The 17,403-nt window shown below is 50.7% G+C and carries 17 protein-coding genes; 11 read left to right on the plus strand and 6 right to left on the minus strand.

What is annotated here, in order from left to right; genetic code table 11:
- Positions 1–48: 48 nt before the first annotated feature.
- Genes ENN40_05385 through ENN40_05405 form a run of 5 tightly spaced genes read left to right on the plus strand, consistent with a single transcriptional unit; the run spans position 49 to position 3,689 of the window.
- Entirely contained in the window at positions 49–423 is a 375-nt protein-coding gene (locus ENN40_05385; protein HDP94778.1) for a hypothetical protein, read from the plus strand.
- Positions 420–887, plus strand: coding sequence for a PTS sugar transporter subunit IIA (locus ENN40_05390; protein ID HDP94779.1), 468 nt, complete (start codon positions 420–422; stop codon positions 885–887). The genes ENN40_05385 and ENN40_05390 overlap by 4 nt, the downstream gene beginning before the upstream one ends.
- Positions 884–1,225 (plus strand): hypothetical protein, encoded by a 342-nt coding sequence (locus ENN40_05395; protein HDP94780.1) that lies wholly within the window; start codon positions 884–886, stop codon positions 1,223–1,225. Before ENN40_05390 ends, ENN40_05395 begins: the two co-directional genes overlap by 4 nt.
- Positions 1,222–2,418, plus strand: a complete 1,197-nt coding sequence (locus tag ENN40_05400) for a hypothetical protein (GenBank protein HDP94781.1) — start codon at positions 1,222–1,224, stop codon at positions 2,416–2,418. The genes ENN40_05395 and ENN40_05400 overlap by 4 nt, the downstream gene beginning before the upstream one ends.
- On the plus strand, positions 2,313–3,689 hold the full coding sequence (locus ENN40_05405; protein ID HDP94782.1) for a cation:proton antiporter: 1,377 nt from the start codon (positions 2,313–2,315) through the stop codon (positions 3,687–3,689). The genes ENN40_05400 and ENN40_05405 overlap by 106 nt, the downstream gene beginning before the upstream one ends.
- 45 nt (positions 3,690–3,734) lie before the next feature.
- Here ENN40_05405 and ENN40_05410 read toward each other — a convergent pair whose 3' ends face one another.
- The 6 genes from ENN40_05410 to dnaA form a co-directional block, all read right to left on the minus strand.
- Positions 3,735–4,469: a rhomboid family intramembrane serine protease gene (locus tag ENN40_05410; protein ID HDP94783.1), complete on the minus strand. Its 735-nt coding sequence runs from the start codon at positions 4,467–4,469 to the stop codon at positions 3,735–3,737.
- 57 nt (positions 4,470–4,526) lie between these two features.
- Positions 4,527–6,986, minus strand: a complete 2,460-nt coding sequence (gene gyrA, locus ENN40_05415; protein ID HDP94784.1) for a DNA gyrase subunit A — start codon at positions 6,984–6,986, stop codon at positions 4,527–4,529.
- 12 nt (positions 6,987–6,998) lie between these two features.
- Positions 6,999–9,407: a DNA topoisomerase (ATP-hydrolyzing) subunit B gene (gyrB, locus tag ENN40_05420; protein HDP94785.1), complete on the minus strand. Its 2,409-nt coding sequence runs from the start codon at positions 9,405–9,407 to the stop codon at positions 6,999–7,001.
- 3 nt (positions 9,408–9,410) lie between these two features.
- The gene (locus tag ENN40_05425; protein ID HDP94786.1) at positions 9,411–10,442 is read right to left on the minus strand and encodes a hypothetical protein; all 1,032 of its coding nucleotides are present in this window, start codon (positions 10,440–10,442) and stop codon (positions 9,411–9,413) included.
- 6 nt (positions 10,443–10,448) lie between these two features.
- Entirely contained in the window at positions 10,449–11,552 is a 1,104-nt protein-coding gene (gene dnaN, locus ENN40_05430; protein HDP94787.1) for a DNA polymerase III subunit beta, read from the minus strand.
- Between the two features lie 157 nt (positions 11,553–11,709).
- Positions 11,710–13,236, minus strand: a complete 1,527-nt coding sequence (dnaA, locus tag ENN40_05435; GenBank protein ID HDP94788.1) for a chromosomal replication initiator protein DnaA — start codon at positions 13,234–13,236, stop codon at positions 11,710–11,712.
- 199 nt (positions 13,237–13,435) lie between these two features.
- On the opposite strand from dnaA, the gene ENN40_05440 reads away from it, so the two are divergent.
- From ENN40_05440 to ENN40_05465, 6 genes are all read left to right on the plus strand, one after another.
- Complete coding sequence (locus ENN40_05440) at positions 13,436–14,041, plus strand: hypothetical protein (protein ID HDP94789.1); 606 nt, start codon at positions 13,436–13,438, stop codon at positions 14,039–14,041.
- Positions 14,007–14,792 carry a ParA family protein gene (locus tag ENN40_05445; GenBank protein ID HDP94790.1) on the plus strand — a complete coding sequence of 262 codons (786 nt, stop codon included), beginning with the start codon at positions 14,007–14,009 and terminating at the stop codon, positions 14,790–14,792. Before ENN40_05440 ends, ENN40_05445 begins: the two co-directional genes overlap by 35 nt.
- Positions 14,789–15,643, plus strand: a complete 855-nt coding sequence (locus ENN40_05450) for a ParB/RepB/Spo0J family partition protein (protein ID HDP94791.1) — start codon at positions 14,789–14,791, stop codon at positions 15,641–15,643. Before ENN40_05445 ends, ENN40_05450 begins: the two co-directional genes overlap by 4 nt.
- Before the next feature lie 6 nt (positions 15,644–15,649).
- Positions 15,650–16,057, plus strand: coding sequence for a polymer-forming cytoskeletal protein (locus ENN40_05455; protein HDP94792.1), 408 nt, complete (start codon positions 15,650–15,652; stop codon positions 16,055–16,057).
- 4 nt (positions 16,058–16,061) lie between these two features.
- Complete coding sequence (gene kdsB / locus ENN40_05460; protein ID HDP94793.1) at positions 16,062–16,787, plus strand: 3-deoxy-manno-octulosonate cytidylyltransferase; 726 nt, start codon at positions 16,062–16,064, stop codon at positions 16,785–16,787.
- Positions 16,784–17,403, plus strand: a 620-nt coding sequence (locus tag ENN40_05465) for a CTP synthase (GenBank protein HDP94794.1), incomplete at its 3' end; no start/stop codon positions are given. The genes kdsB and ENN40_05465, both read left to right, overlap by 4 nt.

Consider the following 17,403-nt stretch of genomic DNA (forward strand, 5'->3'; position numbering starts at 1 on the left):
CCGCTATGGTGAATTGGCTTTTTTTTTGCTCTGGGCTAGAATAGGCGCATGAGAGGATTGGTGATTGGACTACTGGTTGTGGTTGTGGTTGTCGGAGTGATCTACACGCTGCGCAACAACGATGGAGAAAGCGTGGTGGAGCAAAAGCGCAATTTGACCAACGAGGCAAAGCTCGTGCTGTTGCAAACCCGGTTGGTGCGCATTCGTGAAGCCTTGAACGCCTACTTCATTGATCACGGAGAGTATCCCGAATTGCTTGACCTGCTGATTCCGGATTATATCCGCCATCGACAAGAGATCATGGATCCTTGGAACATGCCGTTCCGACTGGATCGCGATGACACGTTGACAATGGTACTCCACTCCGCTGGACGGGACAGCCAGTGGGAAACCAAAGACGATATCTGGAGGAAAATAGAATGAACCTCAATGATTATTTGGATGCCATGGATGTATTCGATTGCGAGGAATATGCGAATACAGATCAGTTTTACGCGGCATTTGCTAGATTTTTAAAGGAAAGGAATCACATCTCGCAACCGGAAAAAATTAAAAGACTTTTCATCCGCCGTGAAAAGGTACAATCCACCGCCATCGGAAAGGGTGCGGCTGCGCCTCACATCTTTTCAGATGAATTTTCCCGCTTTTTTATATGTGTCGCCCGCATCCGCAAAGGCATGGATTTCCAGGCCCCGGATGGAAAGCCGGTTTTTTTGGTTTTTTTAATTATGAGCGACGATCGTGATGTGGGGCTGCACTTGAAATCACTGGCACATATTGCCCGCATGGTCGACAACACCGACATCGTGGAGGCAACCCGCACGGTTGCGAACGCAAAAGAGATATACCGGGTTCTGATTCAAAAAGACGAGTTGATTCGCCCATGATGTTGGCGGTTTTGATTCTAAACCGCGAAGAATTGCTGGAATCGGTGTTGGAAGGATATCTGGAAATCGGCATCACCGGTGCGACCATCGTGGATTCAGTCGGAATGGGCCACATTCTGGCTGAAGATGTGCCGGTTTTTGCCGGATTGCGCTTCATGTTCTCCGGGAACCGGCCCTACAATAAAACCGTTCTTTCCGTCATTCAGGACGAAAAGGGCCCTGCCGTAAAAAACGTACTGAAAAAAATTCTGGGTCCACTTGAGGACAACGGCAACGGTATCCTCTTTTTTATACCGGTCATTGATGCCTGGGGGCTGAAACCGGAACCTGGATCGTGAGCTCCCTGACTATTTTTGCGGCTTTGCTGCTGGTGACCTTTGTCGGCTCTATTCCCTTGTTCAAAATGGATCGCAAGCGATCTCCCCTGACATATTTTCTCTTTTCGGGCACGGGCTTTCTATTGCTGGGAGTCCTTATCAGCCCCAATGGGCTGGGTTTGATATCGACAGACGTGCTGTCGCACTTGCGCCCCCTGATTCATTTCGGGTTGGGATGGATCGGATTTCTATATGGGTTTCAACTGGAATGGCGATACTTGAAACGCATCCCCCCTGGCTGGTTTCTCTCCGCGGGCACACTGTTCTTTTTCCCCGCTCTCATGCTGACCGTGATGGGATGGTTCCTGGTAATCGCGCTGACTCAATTTTTTCACTTTTCGGTATCTGTGGCCATTTCTTTTGTGGTCATATTGGCCGTCCTGCTTTCTGAAAGTTGTACCGCGTTCGTTTTCTGGGCCATGCGCCGGTATCGGTATGCGGGCAGGCAGTACCGCATGTGCTGTTTTGTGGCGGCGATTGACAATTTTTTCCCGATTCTGGTCGCCGCAATCCTGCCATTGTTGGTTTCCACCGGCGCCAGTGGATTAAATGCATTTTTTTCACTCGGCCTGCAAGTCGGTTTCGGAATTATCTCTGGTTATGTGGTCCACTATATGGTTAGAAAAGTGGAAGACCCCCTTGAAGTTTCCACCATCCTCTTCGGACTGGTGTTTGCGCTCAGTGGAGCCGCGTACCTGTTGCGTTTTTCCATGCTGTTTGTCACCATGACCGCGGGCATCACCTTTACCAATTTCACCCGGAGGCATGCCTGGTTTCAAAAGCGCTTGACGCCAGTGGAAAAACCACTCTACCTGCTGTTCATGATCGCACTGCCCGTTTACGCGTTTCCCATCGGATGGGCGCCATTGGTTGTGGCGTTGCTGCTTGTTCTGGGCAAGTACTGGTCCAAACGCGTGGCGATCGCATTTACCCGCCCCTGGCATTACGCCCCCTCAAGATTCACAAAACAGGCCGCATTTCTCTTATTGCCGATGAGTGGAATCGGTCCGGCCGTGTTGCTTGAAATTCATGAACGGTTTCAAACCAAATGGATGGCCTGGGCGACAGCCGTATTTGTGTTTGCTTTGCTGATCGGAGAATGGACGGGAACGGTCGGATTTTTCAGAACGGTCGGCAAAAAAGAGAAATCATGAACTTGTTGCTGTTGCTGGGACTAATCCTTTTCGGAGCGCTGATGCCCCGGGTGGCTTTGATCGATATTTCGGCCAGTGCGGCATACGCAATGGGGCTGATGATGTTGATCGGCTATGTGACCGGGCGCCTGGCCAAGCGACATGGATTGCCCTCAATTACGGGATATCTCTTGGCCGGGATGTTGATCGGACCATTCGGCCTCAAGAATATCACCCAAAGTCATGTCTCGGACCTGCAGCTGATCAATGGTCTTGCTCTCTCTCTGATTGCCTTGACCGCCGGCGGCGAGATCCGCCTGGCGCGTTTGCGCCCCCATTTTCGCGTGATTTCGTGGGTGCTTTCCATGCAGACCTTGATCATGATTGTTGGCATGAGCGCCGGTTTCTGGATACTGGCCACATGGGTGTTTCCCGTGCCGTTTGCCGACACGGCCGGAGTGTTGTCGGCAGGTTTGTTGATCGGGATCGTCTCCACCGCTTCCTCTCCATCCACCACGCTTGCCGTGATCGTGGAATCGGGAAAACGTTCCGCCACAACCGATTTGATTCTGGGCGTAGTCATGCTTAAGGATATCGTGATCCTGTTTCTGTTTTGTATTGGACTTAACATTGCCCACGCGCTGAATCCGGCGGAGTCGGAAACCGTTACCAGCATTGGCGGCACCTTTATGCAGATATTCGGATCCGTTCTGGCCGGGCTGTTGATCGGAGGACTAATTATTGTTTGCCTGAGTCGCGTTAAAAATCACATGGTTGTGTTTATCCTGGCAGTATGTTTCTTTTCATACGAAGTTTTTGAGCCGCTTGGACTTCACCCCTTGTTGATCATGATGACCGCCGGGTTTCTGGTGGTCAACCTCAGCCGCGAAGGAGACCGCCTGATGGACCATCTTGAAGCGATTTCTCCGCCGGTGTACGTGTTGTTTTTTACCCTTGCCGGGGCGGCTTTGCGCCTGGATTTGCTCCATACCGTGGGCATTCTGGCAATGGCGCTGGTGGTGCTGCGCCTGTTTTTCAAATGGGCGGGAACATGGATTGGAATTCAGTTTTCCGTCAAGGCGTTGCACCTTCGTCATCGGGGCTGGACGGCTTTTGTTTCCCAGGCGGGGTTGTCACTTGGATTGGCCACCATTATCACGGAACAATTCCCGCGTTGGGGAAAATCGGTCGGCGTTTTGATACTGGCTGCCATATTCATCAACCAACTCATCGGGCCCCTGACCTTGAAATGGTTGCTGGATAAGGAAAATCGCGCAACACCCAACGAGTGACAGGCTGGGGAACATTCACCACGCCGCATACCGGCGGCACGCCATCTATTCCAGGATCACTACAGGCGACCCGGGATTGCGCTTGCGCCAGAAGTGAATCAAAAGCATTCCCATTAGAAACCCGCCCACATGGGCCGCCCAGGCAATGCCGCTGCCACCGATGTAGGAAAACTGGAACACGAACCAGATCACCAGAAAGACCGCGGCGGGAATATCCACGAATGTGACCAGAATAAATATAAGCAGCAACGAACGGACTTTGGCACGGGGAAACAGGAGCAGGTAGGCGCCCATCACACCGGAAACCGCTCCGCTGGCTCCGATCACGGGTATCAGGGAACCGGGATGGAACAACACGTGCAGCAGGCTGGCCCCAACACCACAGGCAAGGTAAAACAGTAGATAACGCAGGGGCCCCAGACGATCTTCGATGTTGTTACCGAATATCCATAAAAACAGCATGTTACCCAGTAAATGCATCAAGGATCCATGCATGAACATCGAAAACAGGATCGTCATGAACGGGGCGTTTTCGCGGTAAACCGGCTCCCGTTGCGGTTGGTTGGTCAGGGGATCCGCCGTCTCTCTAATCGCAATGGGTTGATCGATGCGCTCAAAGTGGGTGATTTCCCAGGGAATCATGGAGTGACGGGCCACCTGGTACTGCAGATCGGAAAACAACGCCTGCGTGAAAAAGACCCCCACGTTCACGAGGATGATCAGTACGGTTAACACCGCGGGTCTTTGGGTCGGATTGTAATCCTTTATGGGAAAAAGCATGGGCTCGGATCTCCGCCCGCGGTTGTATCACAAATTCCGGCCCGAATCAACGAAAAGTCACAAGACGGGTTTTTCTTCGTCGCTGCGTACTTTTTCCAAAGAGACCAGTTGGTCTCCTTCGCGCAACTGCAGCAGCCGTACTCCCTGGGTCGCTCGTCCCTGAGAGCGGATGGCGTCTGAACAGATTTTATTGACAATGCCCTTGCGCGAAGACAGGATCAGGTCATCACAGGAACCCAGTGTGACCAGGCCGATAACGCGGCCGACTTTCTCAGTATAGCGGATATTGATGAGACCCTTACCGCCGCGGGTCTGAATGCGATACAGGTCCAGGTCCGATTTTTTACCGATTCCGTTTTGCGTCACCGTCAGAATGGTCTGGTCGCTTTCACCGATTACGGCCGCTCCCACCACAAAATCCCCCTTTCCCAGCCTGATACAGCGCACGCCCCTGGCCGTGCGGCCCATTTCGCGCACGTCCTTTTCATAAAAGCGCAACGCCTTGCCCAAATGGGTGCCGACAATGACATCGTTGTCGCCATTTGAAATCTGGGCTTCAAACAAGGTGTCGTTTTTTGGAACATCGGCGGCGATAATGCCATTGCTGCGCGGGTTCGAAAACGCCGCCAGGGAAGTCTTTTTCACATAACCCTGGCGGGAAAACAGCATCACGTAACGGTCCGAAGAAAACTCCTTGATGTTGATAACGGAACAAACATTGTCCTCGCCATCGATACCGAGGAAGCGGTTGATGGGTTTTCCCTTGCTGGTGGTGTCGCCCTCCGGGAGGTCGTACACCCGGATCCAGAACATGCGCCCCCTTTCGGTAAAAGTGAGAATATAGTCGTGGGCGGATGCCACAAACACGCGGGATATCATATCCTCTTCGCGCAAACTGACCCCGCGGCGCCCTATGGTGCCGCGGTTCTGGTTGTGGTAAGTGCTCAGGGTAGTGCGCTTGATATATCCGTTGCGCGTGTAGAGGATCACGAAATCCTCGTCCTTAATCAGGTCCTCGATGCGGATATCGGACAAATCCTGTTCAATAATGGTGGTGCGACGCTCATCCTGATACTTGTCCCGTACGGCCAGCAACTCTTTTTTTATGACACTCAGCATCATGCGCTCGCTATCCAGAAGCTCCCGCAGGTAGTTGATCAGTTTCAGCAATTCCACGTACTCGGCTTCCAGCTTGTCGACTTCCAGGTTGGTCAGCCGGTACAACTGCAGGTCCAGAATGGCATCAGTCTGCACCTCGGTTAAGGGCAGAGCCGCCAACAACCTCTCTTTTGCCTGTTGCCGGTTCTTTGAGCTGCGGATCAGGCGAATCACGGTATCCAGGTTGTCCAGGGCGATTTTTAACCCTTCAATGATATGCGCGCGTTTTTCCGCTTTGTCCAACTCGAACAGGGAGCGGCGCCGCACCACCTCTTTGCGGTGGCCCAGAAAGTAATTAAAGTAATCGATCAGGTTGAACTGGCGGGGCTGCTGATTGACAATGGCCAGCAGGTTGATGGAGAAAGTCGTTTGCAACTGGGTGTATTTGTACAGGGAGTTGAGAATGACTTCGGGAATTTCATCACGTTTGATATCGATGACAATGCGCATGCCCTCGCGGTCCGATTCATCGCGCAGATCGCTGATGCCTTCAATGCGACGGTTCTTAACCAGTTGGGCGATATTTTCCAGTATGCGCGCCTTGTTGGTTTGATAGGGAATCTCGGTGACAACGATACGCTGGCGATTGCGCAAGTCGGTTTCCACCACCGCCTTGGCGCGAACCACAATGGTACCGCGACCTGTTTCATAGGCATCCAGAAGACTGCGGCGCCCGAAAACAAAACCTCCGGTGGGAAAATCCGGGCCCTTGACGATCTCCATGAGTTCCGCAACCGATGCCTCCCGGTGTTCCAGAAAGTACACAAAAGCATCGATCAATTCGCCGATATGGTGAGGGGGAATGGATGTGGCCATGCCGACGGCGATACCCGAACTGCCGTTGAGCAATAAAACCGGCAGAAGCGCCGGAAATATCTCTGGTTCCGTCAACGACCCATCGTAGTTCGGGAGCTGGTTTACCGTTTCCTTGTCCAGGTCCTGCAGCAACTCGTTGGCGATTCTCTGCAGGCGGACTTCCGTGTAACGCATGGCGGCGGGCGGATCCCCATCAATGGAGCCGAAGTTTCCCTGGCCGTCAACCAGGGGGTATCGAAGTGAAAAATCCTGCGCCATGCGCACCAGGGTATCGTATACCGCGGAATCTCCGTGCGGATGGTATTTGCCGATCACGTCACCCACAATGCGGGCTGATTTTTTATAGGGCTGGTTGTGATGCGTACCCGTGGCATGCAGCGAGAGCAACGTCCGCCTGTGCACCGGTTTCAGCCCGTCGCGGATATCGGGGATGGCGCGTCCGATAATGACGCTCATGGAGTAATCAAGGTAAGACGTCTTCATCTCATTCTCGATGGTGACGTCTTCTACGGCTTGGGCGATCAGGATATCTCTTTCTGCCATGGTCGTTTTTCCTTACACATCCAAGTTGCGCACGTTCAGCGCGTTCTCCAGGATGAATTCGCGCCGCTTGCTGGAATCGGTTCCCATCAAGGTATCAAAAAGGTCTTCACTTTGGATGGAATCGTTGATCTGCACTTTGAGCAAGGTGCGGTTGGCCGGGTTCATGGTGGTTTCCCAAAGTTGGACGGGGTTCATCTCACCCAACCCCTTGTAACGTTGCACGTAAATGCCTTTTTGTGAATAATCCATTAAAAGCGGCACCAGTTCGCTGCGATGGGAAGCTTCTTTTTCACTGGTGCCAAATACCACCTTGTACGGGGGTTCGGGAAAGGACTTGATTTTTTCAAACACGCGGTTTACTTCGGCAAATTCAGGCCCGGTTAAAAATTCCCAGTTCACGGAACGGTGCATCACCACGCCGTTCAACTGGTACTCCACTTCCAGGCAATGGGTGTTGTACTCTTCCTGAAAGCCGACATCCACAACGCGACAGCATTCCAGCTTGCGCAGGGCTTCCGCGACAGTCAGGGTTTTTTCACGACTGCGGAACGTGTCTTCGTCGCGGATCATTTCAATCAATGTCAGCGTCAGTTCCCGGGGAATGCCCTGCTTTTCAATGTCATCAATCAAGATGTTCTTTTTGTTGATCAGCCTCAGAAAGCGCACCAGTTTTGTGTTTTTAAGCACATCGTTTTTGCCCGGTCCCAGGATGATGTGGGCTTCCTCTCCCACGCGTTTAAAAAAGAAATCCAGCCTTTCTTTCTCGTTTTTCAGATACAGGTGTTTTTTACCCTTACGGATCATGTACAGCGGCGGCTGGGCCAGGTAGAGGTGGCCTCTTGCTATGAGCTCCCGCATGTGATTAAAAAAGAACGTCATCAAAAGCGTGCGGATATGCGCTCCATCCACGTCAGCGTCCGTCATAATAATGATCTTGTGATATCGGAGCTTTTCGACATCAAAATGTTCTTTACCGATACCCACGCCCAGCGCCGCGATCAACGTGTTGATCGTCTGACTTTCCAGCATCTTGGCGGTACTGGCTTTTTCAACATTGAGGATCTTTCCTCTCAAGGGCAGAATGGCTTGAAATCTCCGGTCCCGGCCGTTCTTGGCGGAACCTCCCGCGGAATCTCCCTCCACGATAAAGATCTCACTTTGCGCCGGATCCTTGGACTGACAATCCGCTAGTTTTCCCGGCAGGGTTGTGTTTTCCAACAGGCTTGATTTTCGAACCAGGTCCTTGGCTTTTCTCGAAGCCACCCGCGCCTGGGCAGCCATCAGGGCTTTGCCGATAACGGCTTTGGCAACCGCAAAATTTTCTTCGAAATACTGTCCCAGGGATTCGTTTACAAAAGATTCCACCATTCCCTTGACTTCCGAATTCCCCAGCTTGGCCTTGGTCTGACCCTCAAACTGCGGATCCTTGATGCGGATCGATACCACGGCCACCAGGCCTTCGCGCACATCATCCCCGGTGAAGCCGGTTTTTAGGTCTTTGATCAAGTTGTTGTTCTGCGCGAAGTAGTTAATGGTGCGCGTGATCGCGCCCTTAAATCCGGTCAGGTGAGTTCCCCCTTCAACGGTTTTGATGTTATTCACGAAGGAAAGCAGGTTTTCGTTAAATGAATTAATATATTGAAAAGCGATGTCGATTTCGCCTTCCGCGCTCTTGGTAGTCAACACAATCGGCTTGGGGTGGATCAATTCTTTATTGCCGCTCAGGTAGCGGACGTATTCAGCAATGCCGCCCTTGAAGTGGAACGTCTCTTCGGTATGGGTGCGTTCGTCTTTTAATTGGATGGTGACATCGGGATTCAGGAACGCCAGTTCCTTCATTCTCTTGGCCAGAATGCTGTAATCGTATTCCGTGGTTTCAAATATCTCGTCGTCGGGCCAGAAAGTGATCTTGGTGCCCGTGCGCTTGGAGTTACCGATTTTTTTGAAAGGCGTCAAGGCTTTGCCGTATTCGTATTTTTGAAAAAAGATATGCCCGTCCCGCTTGATTTCCAGGTCCAGTTTGGATGAAAGGGCATTGACCACGGAAACACCGACGCCATGTAATCCCCCAGACACTTTGTACGAATCATTGTCGAATTTTCCACCGGCATGCAGGCGCGTCATAACCACTTCCGCCGCGGATACTCCCTCGCCATTGAAATCATCCACGGGAATGCCGCGACCGTTGTCCATGACTGAAACGGAATTATCAAAATGGATCACAACGTCAATGCGGGAGCAGTGCCCGGCCATGGCTTCATCGATGGAGTTGTCCACCACTTCATACACCAGGTGATGAAGTCCGGTTGTTCCCGTGCTTCCGATGTACATGGCCGGCCGAACCCGGACCGCTTCTAATCCTTCCAGAACTTTAATGTTTTCCGCGGTATACGTAGTCGCCTTTTTTTGGTTGTCTGTCACGTCTTAATTCTCCCGGGCCAACTCGATCTGACGATCAAACCGCCCATTCGGGTTTACCGAGGTGGCAATCACCTGTATATCTGGATAAGTATCCATAAAAAACCCCACATTTTGTTTATCCATCGCCGTGTCATAATCATCCACGAGAAAAACCGGGTATTCGCGATTGACTTTTTGATACAGCTGGATAAACGCGATATAGGCCAGCAGCAGGTGGAGTTTCTTTTCACCGGAAGAGTGGTATTTCAGCGAAACATCGCCCAGCTGGATGTCAAATCGATCCCGATGAGGCCCGATGACTGAACGCCGGTACCTGGATTCAATGGGATAAACCCGGGCTAGTTCGGCACAAAACCCTTTGGTTTCGCCTTGCACTTCCACGGAAACGGAAGGAGAATATACTAATTTCATCTCTACCTTGCCCTGATTCCGAATCTCCCGGTTTAATTCATCCACAAAAACCCTGCGGGCATTCATGATCCGGGCCCCCATTTCACTCAACACCTGATTCCATCCGCTGATCTCGGTTGTTTGCGGACGAAATCTCAGCAAATGGTTTTTTTGCTTCAACGCTTGATTATAACTCAAAATGTAGCGTATGTAAAGTGAATCTACACCACATATAAAGCGATTCACCATTCTGCGCATGTGAGGAACCGACTCAATTTCCAGCATGAAAGCCGTGGATGAAAAAAACACCGGATAAAACACATCGCGGACTTTCGTGGTTTGTACCCTCCTCTTGTCCAACTCGATATGTAAGCGTTTTCCCGGAGAAAAACATCGGATTTCACGCCGGTTTTGCCCCTGGTCAATACCAAGTTGAAAATCAAAGCGCGAATCACCGCGTGGAATCATATCGTCCAAGGTGACATTCAAAAATGATTTTCCGAAAGCCGTTACAAACATGGATTCAATGATCGAGGTTTTTCCCGCACCATTGCGTCCAAAAATCAGGTTTTTTTCGGAACCAAACTCGAGATTTCGCCCACGGATATTCCGGAACCCGGCGATCTTGAGACCGTGAACAATCAAGGTTGCTTACAAATTCAGGGGCATCACCACGTAGATAAAATCTACACCTTGCGAAGATACCGGTTTAAATACAAATGAATTTTCCCCATCATTCATGCCGATTTCAATAGACTCGGTTTCCACATGGGTCAAGAAATCCAGCACGAAATGTCCGTTAAAAGCGGCTTTGATATCGTCTCCTGAATACTCGATCTGCAACTCTTCGTGGGCTTCGCCTTTCTCGGGCGTGGATCGTTCCAAAATCAGTTTGCCTTTGTCAAAACGGAAAAACACGCCGTTGTTTCGGGTCTTGAATACCAGCACCCGCCTGAGGGTGGTTAACAATGCTTCCGCATTCAAGCCGGCTTTGAAACGGGTAGATTCGGGAATAACTGCACGGTAATTGGGAAACTTCTGATCAATAATGCGCGCGGATAACACGCGATTGCCGGCCTTGAAAAACAAGTTGTTTTTGTCAAAAGCGAAATCGATATCCAGGTCTTCCCCCACCTTCAACAACTCCAGCAGGGTTTTTCTCGAAACAATAAATTCCAGTGATTCTCCGGTACTGATCGACTCATCCACCGCGCAAAACGCCAGCCGGTGTCCGTCTGTGGAAGCCATTTCCCATCGTTCCGATCCCAGGCTGAGCAAAGCCCCACCCAGATTGAACTTCATCTCCGGAGAGATAATATAATAGGTTTTGTTGATCATGGATTGCAGCTTGGCGGAATTCAGGTGAATCGATTGACTGAAATCGGATTCAGGAAGATTGGGGTATTCTGAAGACTGCATACCCATCAGTTTGTATTTGCTGGTCTTACTCGCGTTATTAATGACAATCTGCAGGTCGTTGTTTTCCGATATCTCTACCGGACCATCGGGCATGCGGGAAATCAGGTCATAGAAATCCCGGCCGTTAACCGTAAAGGAACCGGGCTCACGCACATCAACTTTAACCGAAGATTGTAAGCCGATTTCAAGATCGGTAGCCGTCAGCTCCAGCACTCCATTTTCAAAAGCGGTCACCTTGATATTCTGCAATATCTCCATCAGGGTCTTTTTCTCAAAGATACCCTGAAACAATTTGAGTTCATTCGAGAAAATGGACTTTTCCACAAAAATCTTCATTTTTTCCTGCCTATTTTTATTATTAGAATATGCTTAGTATATACCAGAAAGATAAAAAAGAAACCAGCGTGAAAAAGTGAATAACCCCGATTACCCGCGGACTGAAAAGCATAGAGGCTTGCAAAGCAATGTGGAAAACAAGAGAAAGTAGTGGAAATCATTCGTTGTTGAAAAATTTCAGAATGGCTTTCACATCTTTTGAAAACTCCGGATCCGTGCCCATCTTCTCTTCAATTCGCTTAATGGAATGCAGAACTGTTGTGTGATGCTTGCCTCCGAATTGCTGGCCGATTTCCGCCAGAGAATGTCGGGTTACGCGCTTGGAGATAAACATGGCGATTTGCCGGGGATGGGCCACCCGTGGAGAGTTGTTGCGGGATTTCAGATCCTCGGTGCGGATATTAAAGCGTTTGGCTACATACTCCTGGATACTTTCCACGGTAACCTGTTTTTTTGACAGGGTAATATACGGTTTAAGTGCTTCCTTGGCGAACTCAAGGGTGATGCGGTCCCCATTGGTATCCGGATGCTTCAGGTTGGCATAACCGATCAGGCGGTTCAAAGCGCCCTCCAGTTTACGGATATTTTCCTTAATTGAAGAGGCCAGAAAATAGAGAACTTCTTCGTTGATCACAAAGTGATTCAACATCAAACTTTTTCTTTCCGACAATTTCTGTTTGAGAATCGCGATTCTGCCTTCAAGGTCGTAGGGAAGAATATCGACGATGCCCCCCCATTCAAAACGGGATTTAATGCGGTTTTCCAAGTAGGGGATGTTATCCGGATGGGTATCTGAACACAATACAATCTGTTTTTCTTCCTGGATCAACTTGTTAAAAATGTAATAAAACTGTTCGCTTGTGCCACCCCACTTGGTGATGTACTGAATGTCGTCGATTAACAGTACGTCAACGGAAGTGTACTTGCGGATAAATTCCGAACGTTTGTTGAAACGGGTATACTCAACATATTCGTTCATGAAATCACTGGTGGTGAGATAAATGACTTTCATGTCGGAATTGCGTTGAATGCGGTTGCCAATGGCGTACATTAAGTGGGTTTTGCCCAGGCCCACATCACTGTAGATATACAACGGATTGTAAGATTTGCCGGGAAATTCAGATACGCTGTAAGCGAAAGAATACGCCATGCGGTTGGAATCCAGTTGCACAAAGGTTTCGAAAGTGTACTTGGGGTTGAGATTGGAGACAAAATTTCCCGGCTCTCCATTTAAGTCGGATCTAACCGTTGGATGCGAAGTTTCGGTTTCAATCTCTTCATATAAAGGAACGAGTTTCAATGAACATTGGAACTCTTTCTCCATATATTGATTGAGTCTTTCCAGCAGGTTGGATTTGATCCATTGGGTTTTTTGCGGATCCGGGGAGCCCACAAAAACGATCTGGTTCATGGTACCGATATAAGAGAGGGGTTCAATCCATTTTAAAAACGTTGGACTGTCCAAAGTCTCTTTCAGATAGTTGCGTGTGAGATCAAAGTAATTCATACTAAATTTCCACAATTTTATTAACAAATGTGAAAAAAACCATTTCCATCTATCTCGTGGGCGTATACCGGGAATGGTACAGCGGTGAAAAGGGGGTGTCAAGGCTTGACAAAAAAAAAATCCAAGGTATGGTGAAAATGCTTGTGTTGATTTTGCAAGCGTCCGGGGTTGAATCATGATTCAAAAAGCCGTCCAACGCATATTGGTGCTGGTGCTGGTACTGATCGTGGTTTTGTCACCCTTTTTCCTGTTTCGTGACAACGGCCGATTGGCCCCGCTTGTATTGGTGGTGTGGTTGCTGTTGGCGGTTACCTATGTGTTTACGCAACGAAAAGGATAAAACAAACTGACGATCCCGGAACCAATAAAATTCGAAATGGACGCATCGGGAAGCGATGGGCTGCCCGATGCGGAAGTGCTTCAAAAATACCTGGATTTTCTGCTTGAATCCAATCAGCGGATCAACCTGGTCAGTCGCAGGATCACTCGGGATCAACTCCAGGTGCTGGTGAACGAAACCCTGCGCCTAGCTCGCATGATCGGCGGTAGCTGTGTTGTGGATGCGGGAAGCGGAAACGGCTTGCTGGGAATTGTGCTGTCTGTTTTTTTTCCGCAGCGGAGAGTTATCTTGTTGGAGAGTATCGAAAAGAAAGCCGGGTTCTTGCGCCGCGCCGTATCTCACCTGGGTTTAATAAACGCCGAAGTTTTTTGTCAAAGGTTGGAGAACTTCACTTTCCCATCTCCATCCCAACACAACGTCCTGGTTTCTCGGGGCTTTCCCGATTTGTCGCAACTGGTTCAACCACTCGTTCATAAAGATGTGCGCGAAGTGGTTTGCATTACTTCACTGAAAAAGATCGAGAAACTGAAAATCCCGCTGGAAAATATTCACCAGACCATCTATAATATCCCATTCCGTGACGTAATTAAAATTCTAAAAATGGAGAATGTTTCACGTGAAACAATCAGCGCCAAAAGGTAAGGTAATTGCCGTGGCCAACCAGAAAGGCGGTGTGGGAAAAACCACCACAGCCGTGAACCTGGGAGCAGCTTTGGCTATTGCGGAAAAACGTGTGCTTGTGATTGACCTGGATCCCCAGGCAAATTCCACTACAGGTTTCGGCATTGACAAAACAGAGGTTCAGCGGGATGTGTATTCCGTGTTGATCGGCCAAAGCAGGATAGAAGAAGTGGTTGTGTCCAATGACCTGGATTTTTTAAAAATCGTCCCATCATCGCGGAACCTGGCTCGATTTGAGTTGGAAACAGCGGATGATGAGGAAAATCACACCTACTTGCGTCGTGCCCTTGAATCGGTTCGTGAGGGATATGATTTTGTGTTTATCGACTCGCCGCCCTCATTGGGGTTGTTGACCATCAATGCGTTGACCGCCGCGGATTCGGTTTTGATCCCGATCCAGGCAGAATACTACGCTTTGGAGGGGCTTTCCGACTTGATGAACACCATTCACCGCATCCAGGAAAACTTCAACGTCGACCTCGAGATCGAGGGAATTTTAATGACGATGTACGACGAACGCACGAATTTGTCTCGTCAGGTGGAGCAGGAAATCCGCGGATATTTTAAAAACAAGGTGTACACCGCAATGGTACCCCGCAATGTGCGCCTTTCCGAAGCGCCCAGTTTTGGTCGGCCCATCCAGTTCTACGACATTAAATCAGCCGGCTCCCGGGCCTACATGGCGCTGGCCAGGGAGATAATGAACCCATGAAACGCCGCGTTTTGGGCAAAGGTTTGGAGGCGATTATCGCCAACCAGCCCCAGGAAGACGGGCACTCGAGCCTGCGTGAAATCGATGTATCGGATATCCATCCCAATCCTTTTCAACCCCGCAAGGATTTTGATGAGTCGTCGATCCGGGAATTAGCCGAATCGATCCGTGAATCCGGGTTGATCCAGCCCATCTCCGTCTATCGCCGGGAAAACCGCTATTTTTTGATCGTTGGCGAGCGGCGCTGGCGTGCCGTTCAATTATTGCGCTGGCAACGCATATCAGCCATCGTGCGGGACCTGGAAATCGACGAAGTTATGGTTGGGGCTTTGGTTGAGAATATTCAGCGCGAAGACTTGAATCCCGTTGAAGTCGCCCAGGGCATTGACATGCTGATGCAAAAACATGGCCTTACCCAGGAACAGGCGGCCGCAAAACTGGGAATGAACCGCTCCACCGTCACCAACCTGCTGCGGCTGTTGAACTTGCCGGACCGTGTAAAACTGGGTTTGGTCCGCCGCCAACTGTCTCAAGGTCATGCCCGGGCGCTGCTGGCCCTTCGCGATCCCCGGGATATCGAGAACGTGTTTGACCGCATCGTTTCCGCTGAACTTTCCGTGCGCCAGACGGAAAAACTGGTCAAGAATTTTTACCATGAGACTTCGCCGGATCCGATAGCCGCGGATCCTGACATCAAGCGTACGGAAGAAAAACTGGCGCGATTGTTTGCCACCAAGGTGAAACTGATTTACTCTGCGCGGGGAAACGGTCGCATTGAAATCCACTTTTCCAAATTGGATGAATTTGAGCGCTTGTACCAGATGTTCTTGAACGGCAAAGCAAAGGAGTAATCGGCCATGGCCAGAAACGAAAACTTTGTGCGCATGAGCGGCTTTATCGATAAAGACACCGAATTCAACGGGGAGCTGCGTTTCAGTGATTCTCTGCGTATTGACGGAATTCTGAAAGGAAAAGTAACCAGCGGACAGAACCTGATCATCGGTGAAAGCGGTGACGTGGATGCTGACATCGTGGTTCGCAATATCTCGATCAACGGCCGGGTCAAGGGAAACGTGATCGCCAAGGAGCGGGCGGAAATCTTCGCGAACGGGCGCTTCTCCGGAAAACTGGTGACTCCGAAACTGGTGATCGAAGAAGGCGCTTTTTTTCAGGGCTCATGTCAGATGGAATTAAAAGTCCTGGAGAGTAGCAATCAGCAGGTCGTTTCCAAATCCACTGAAGAAAAGGGGAAAAAGGAATTGTAAACCCGTGAACGTTGACGCAGTGATTCCGGCGCGCATGGATTCCACCCGCTTTCCCGGAAAACCCCTGGCCGTCATAAAGGGCCGGACCATGATTGAGCGGGTTTACCGCCGGGTAGAAGCCGCCGCCTGCTTTCGCCGCATTGTCGTGGCGACCGATCACGAACGCATTGCCGCAGAGGTGGAACGCTTCGGCGGAACTTGGACCATGACCGGCGCGCATCACCGCTCCGGCACGGACCGGGTGCATGAAGCCGTTTGCCGCGAGCCGATTGATGCCGTGGTCAATATCCAGGGCGATGAGCCCCTGATTCATCCCGAACTGGTCCGCCGTGTCACCCTGGCCCTCGCAAAGGTGGATTGCCCCGTCGTTACCGCCGCATACGCCGGCGGTGCACAGGCCGATCTGATATCCGCGCATGTGGTAAAAACGGTTCTGGATGGCCGCCGCCGCGCTTTGTACTTTTCCCGTTCACCCATTCCCTGGGCGTCAGATCCGCGGGAGCAGGGCTACCTTCAGCATGTGGGAATCTACGCCATGCGCATGGACGTATTGAAACGCTTTGTCTCATGGAAGCCGGGGTTGCTCGAAACACAGGAGCGCCTGGAGCAGTTGCGGTTTCTGGAAAACGGGGTTTGCGTTTACGTGGTGGAAAGCATGGAGCCTTCTTTTGGGGTGGATGTGCCCGAAGATATTGCCCGTATCGAGGCCAAACTGGGAGAGAATGAGTGAAACAGACGAAGTACATATTCATTACCGGCGGGGTACTCTCCTCCCTGGGCAAAGGCGTGGCCGCCGCATCCATCGGCAACATCCTGGAGTCTTTCGGTTACCGCATCACCATTATCAAACTCGATCCCTATCTCAACGTGGATCCCGGTACCATGAGCCCGTTTCAACATGGAGAGGTGTTTGTGACCGAGGATGGAGCGGAAACGGACCTCGACCTGGGTCATTATGAGCGCTTTACATCCTGTACCACTTCCCAACAAAACAACTGGACGGCCGGACGCATCTATTTCGAGGTGATCCGGAAAGAACGCCGCGGGGATTACCTGGGCAAAACCGTACAGGTGATTCCCCATGTGACCGACGCAATCTGTGAAGCGGTGACGCGTCTGGATGGCGAGTATGACATCGTCCTAGTGGAAATCGGTGGTACGGTGGGAGACATTGAAAGCCTGCCTTTCCTGGAGGCCATTCGCCAGATCGGCCTGCAACGTTCCCCTGAAGATACCCTTTATGTCCACTTAACCCTGGTTCCCTATATTAAAACCGCCGGTGAGTTGAAAACCAAGCCCACCCAGCACAGTGTGAAATCGCTGCGGGAGATCGGCATTCAGCCGGA

The organism is Candidatus Aminicenantes bacterium, from assembly GCA_011049425.1.
In the GTDB taxonomy this organism is placed as follows: Bacteria; Acidobacteriota; Aminicenantia; order UBA2199; family UBA2199; genus UBA876.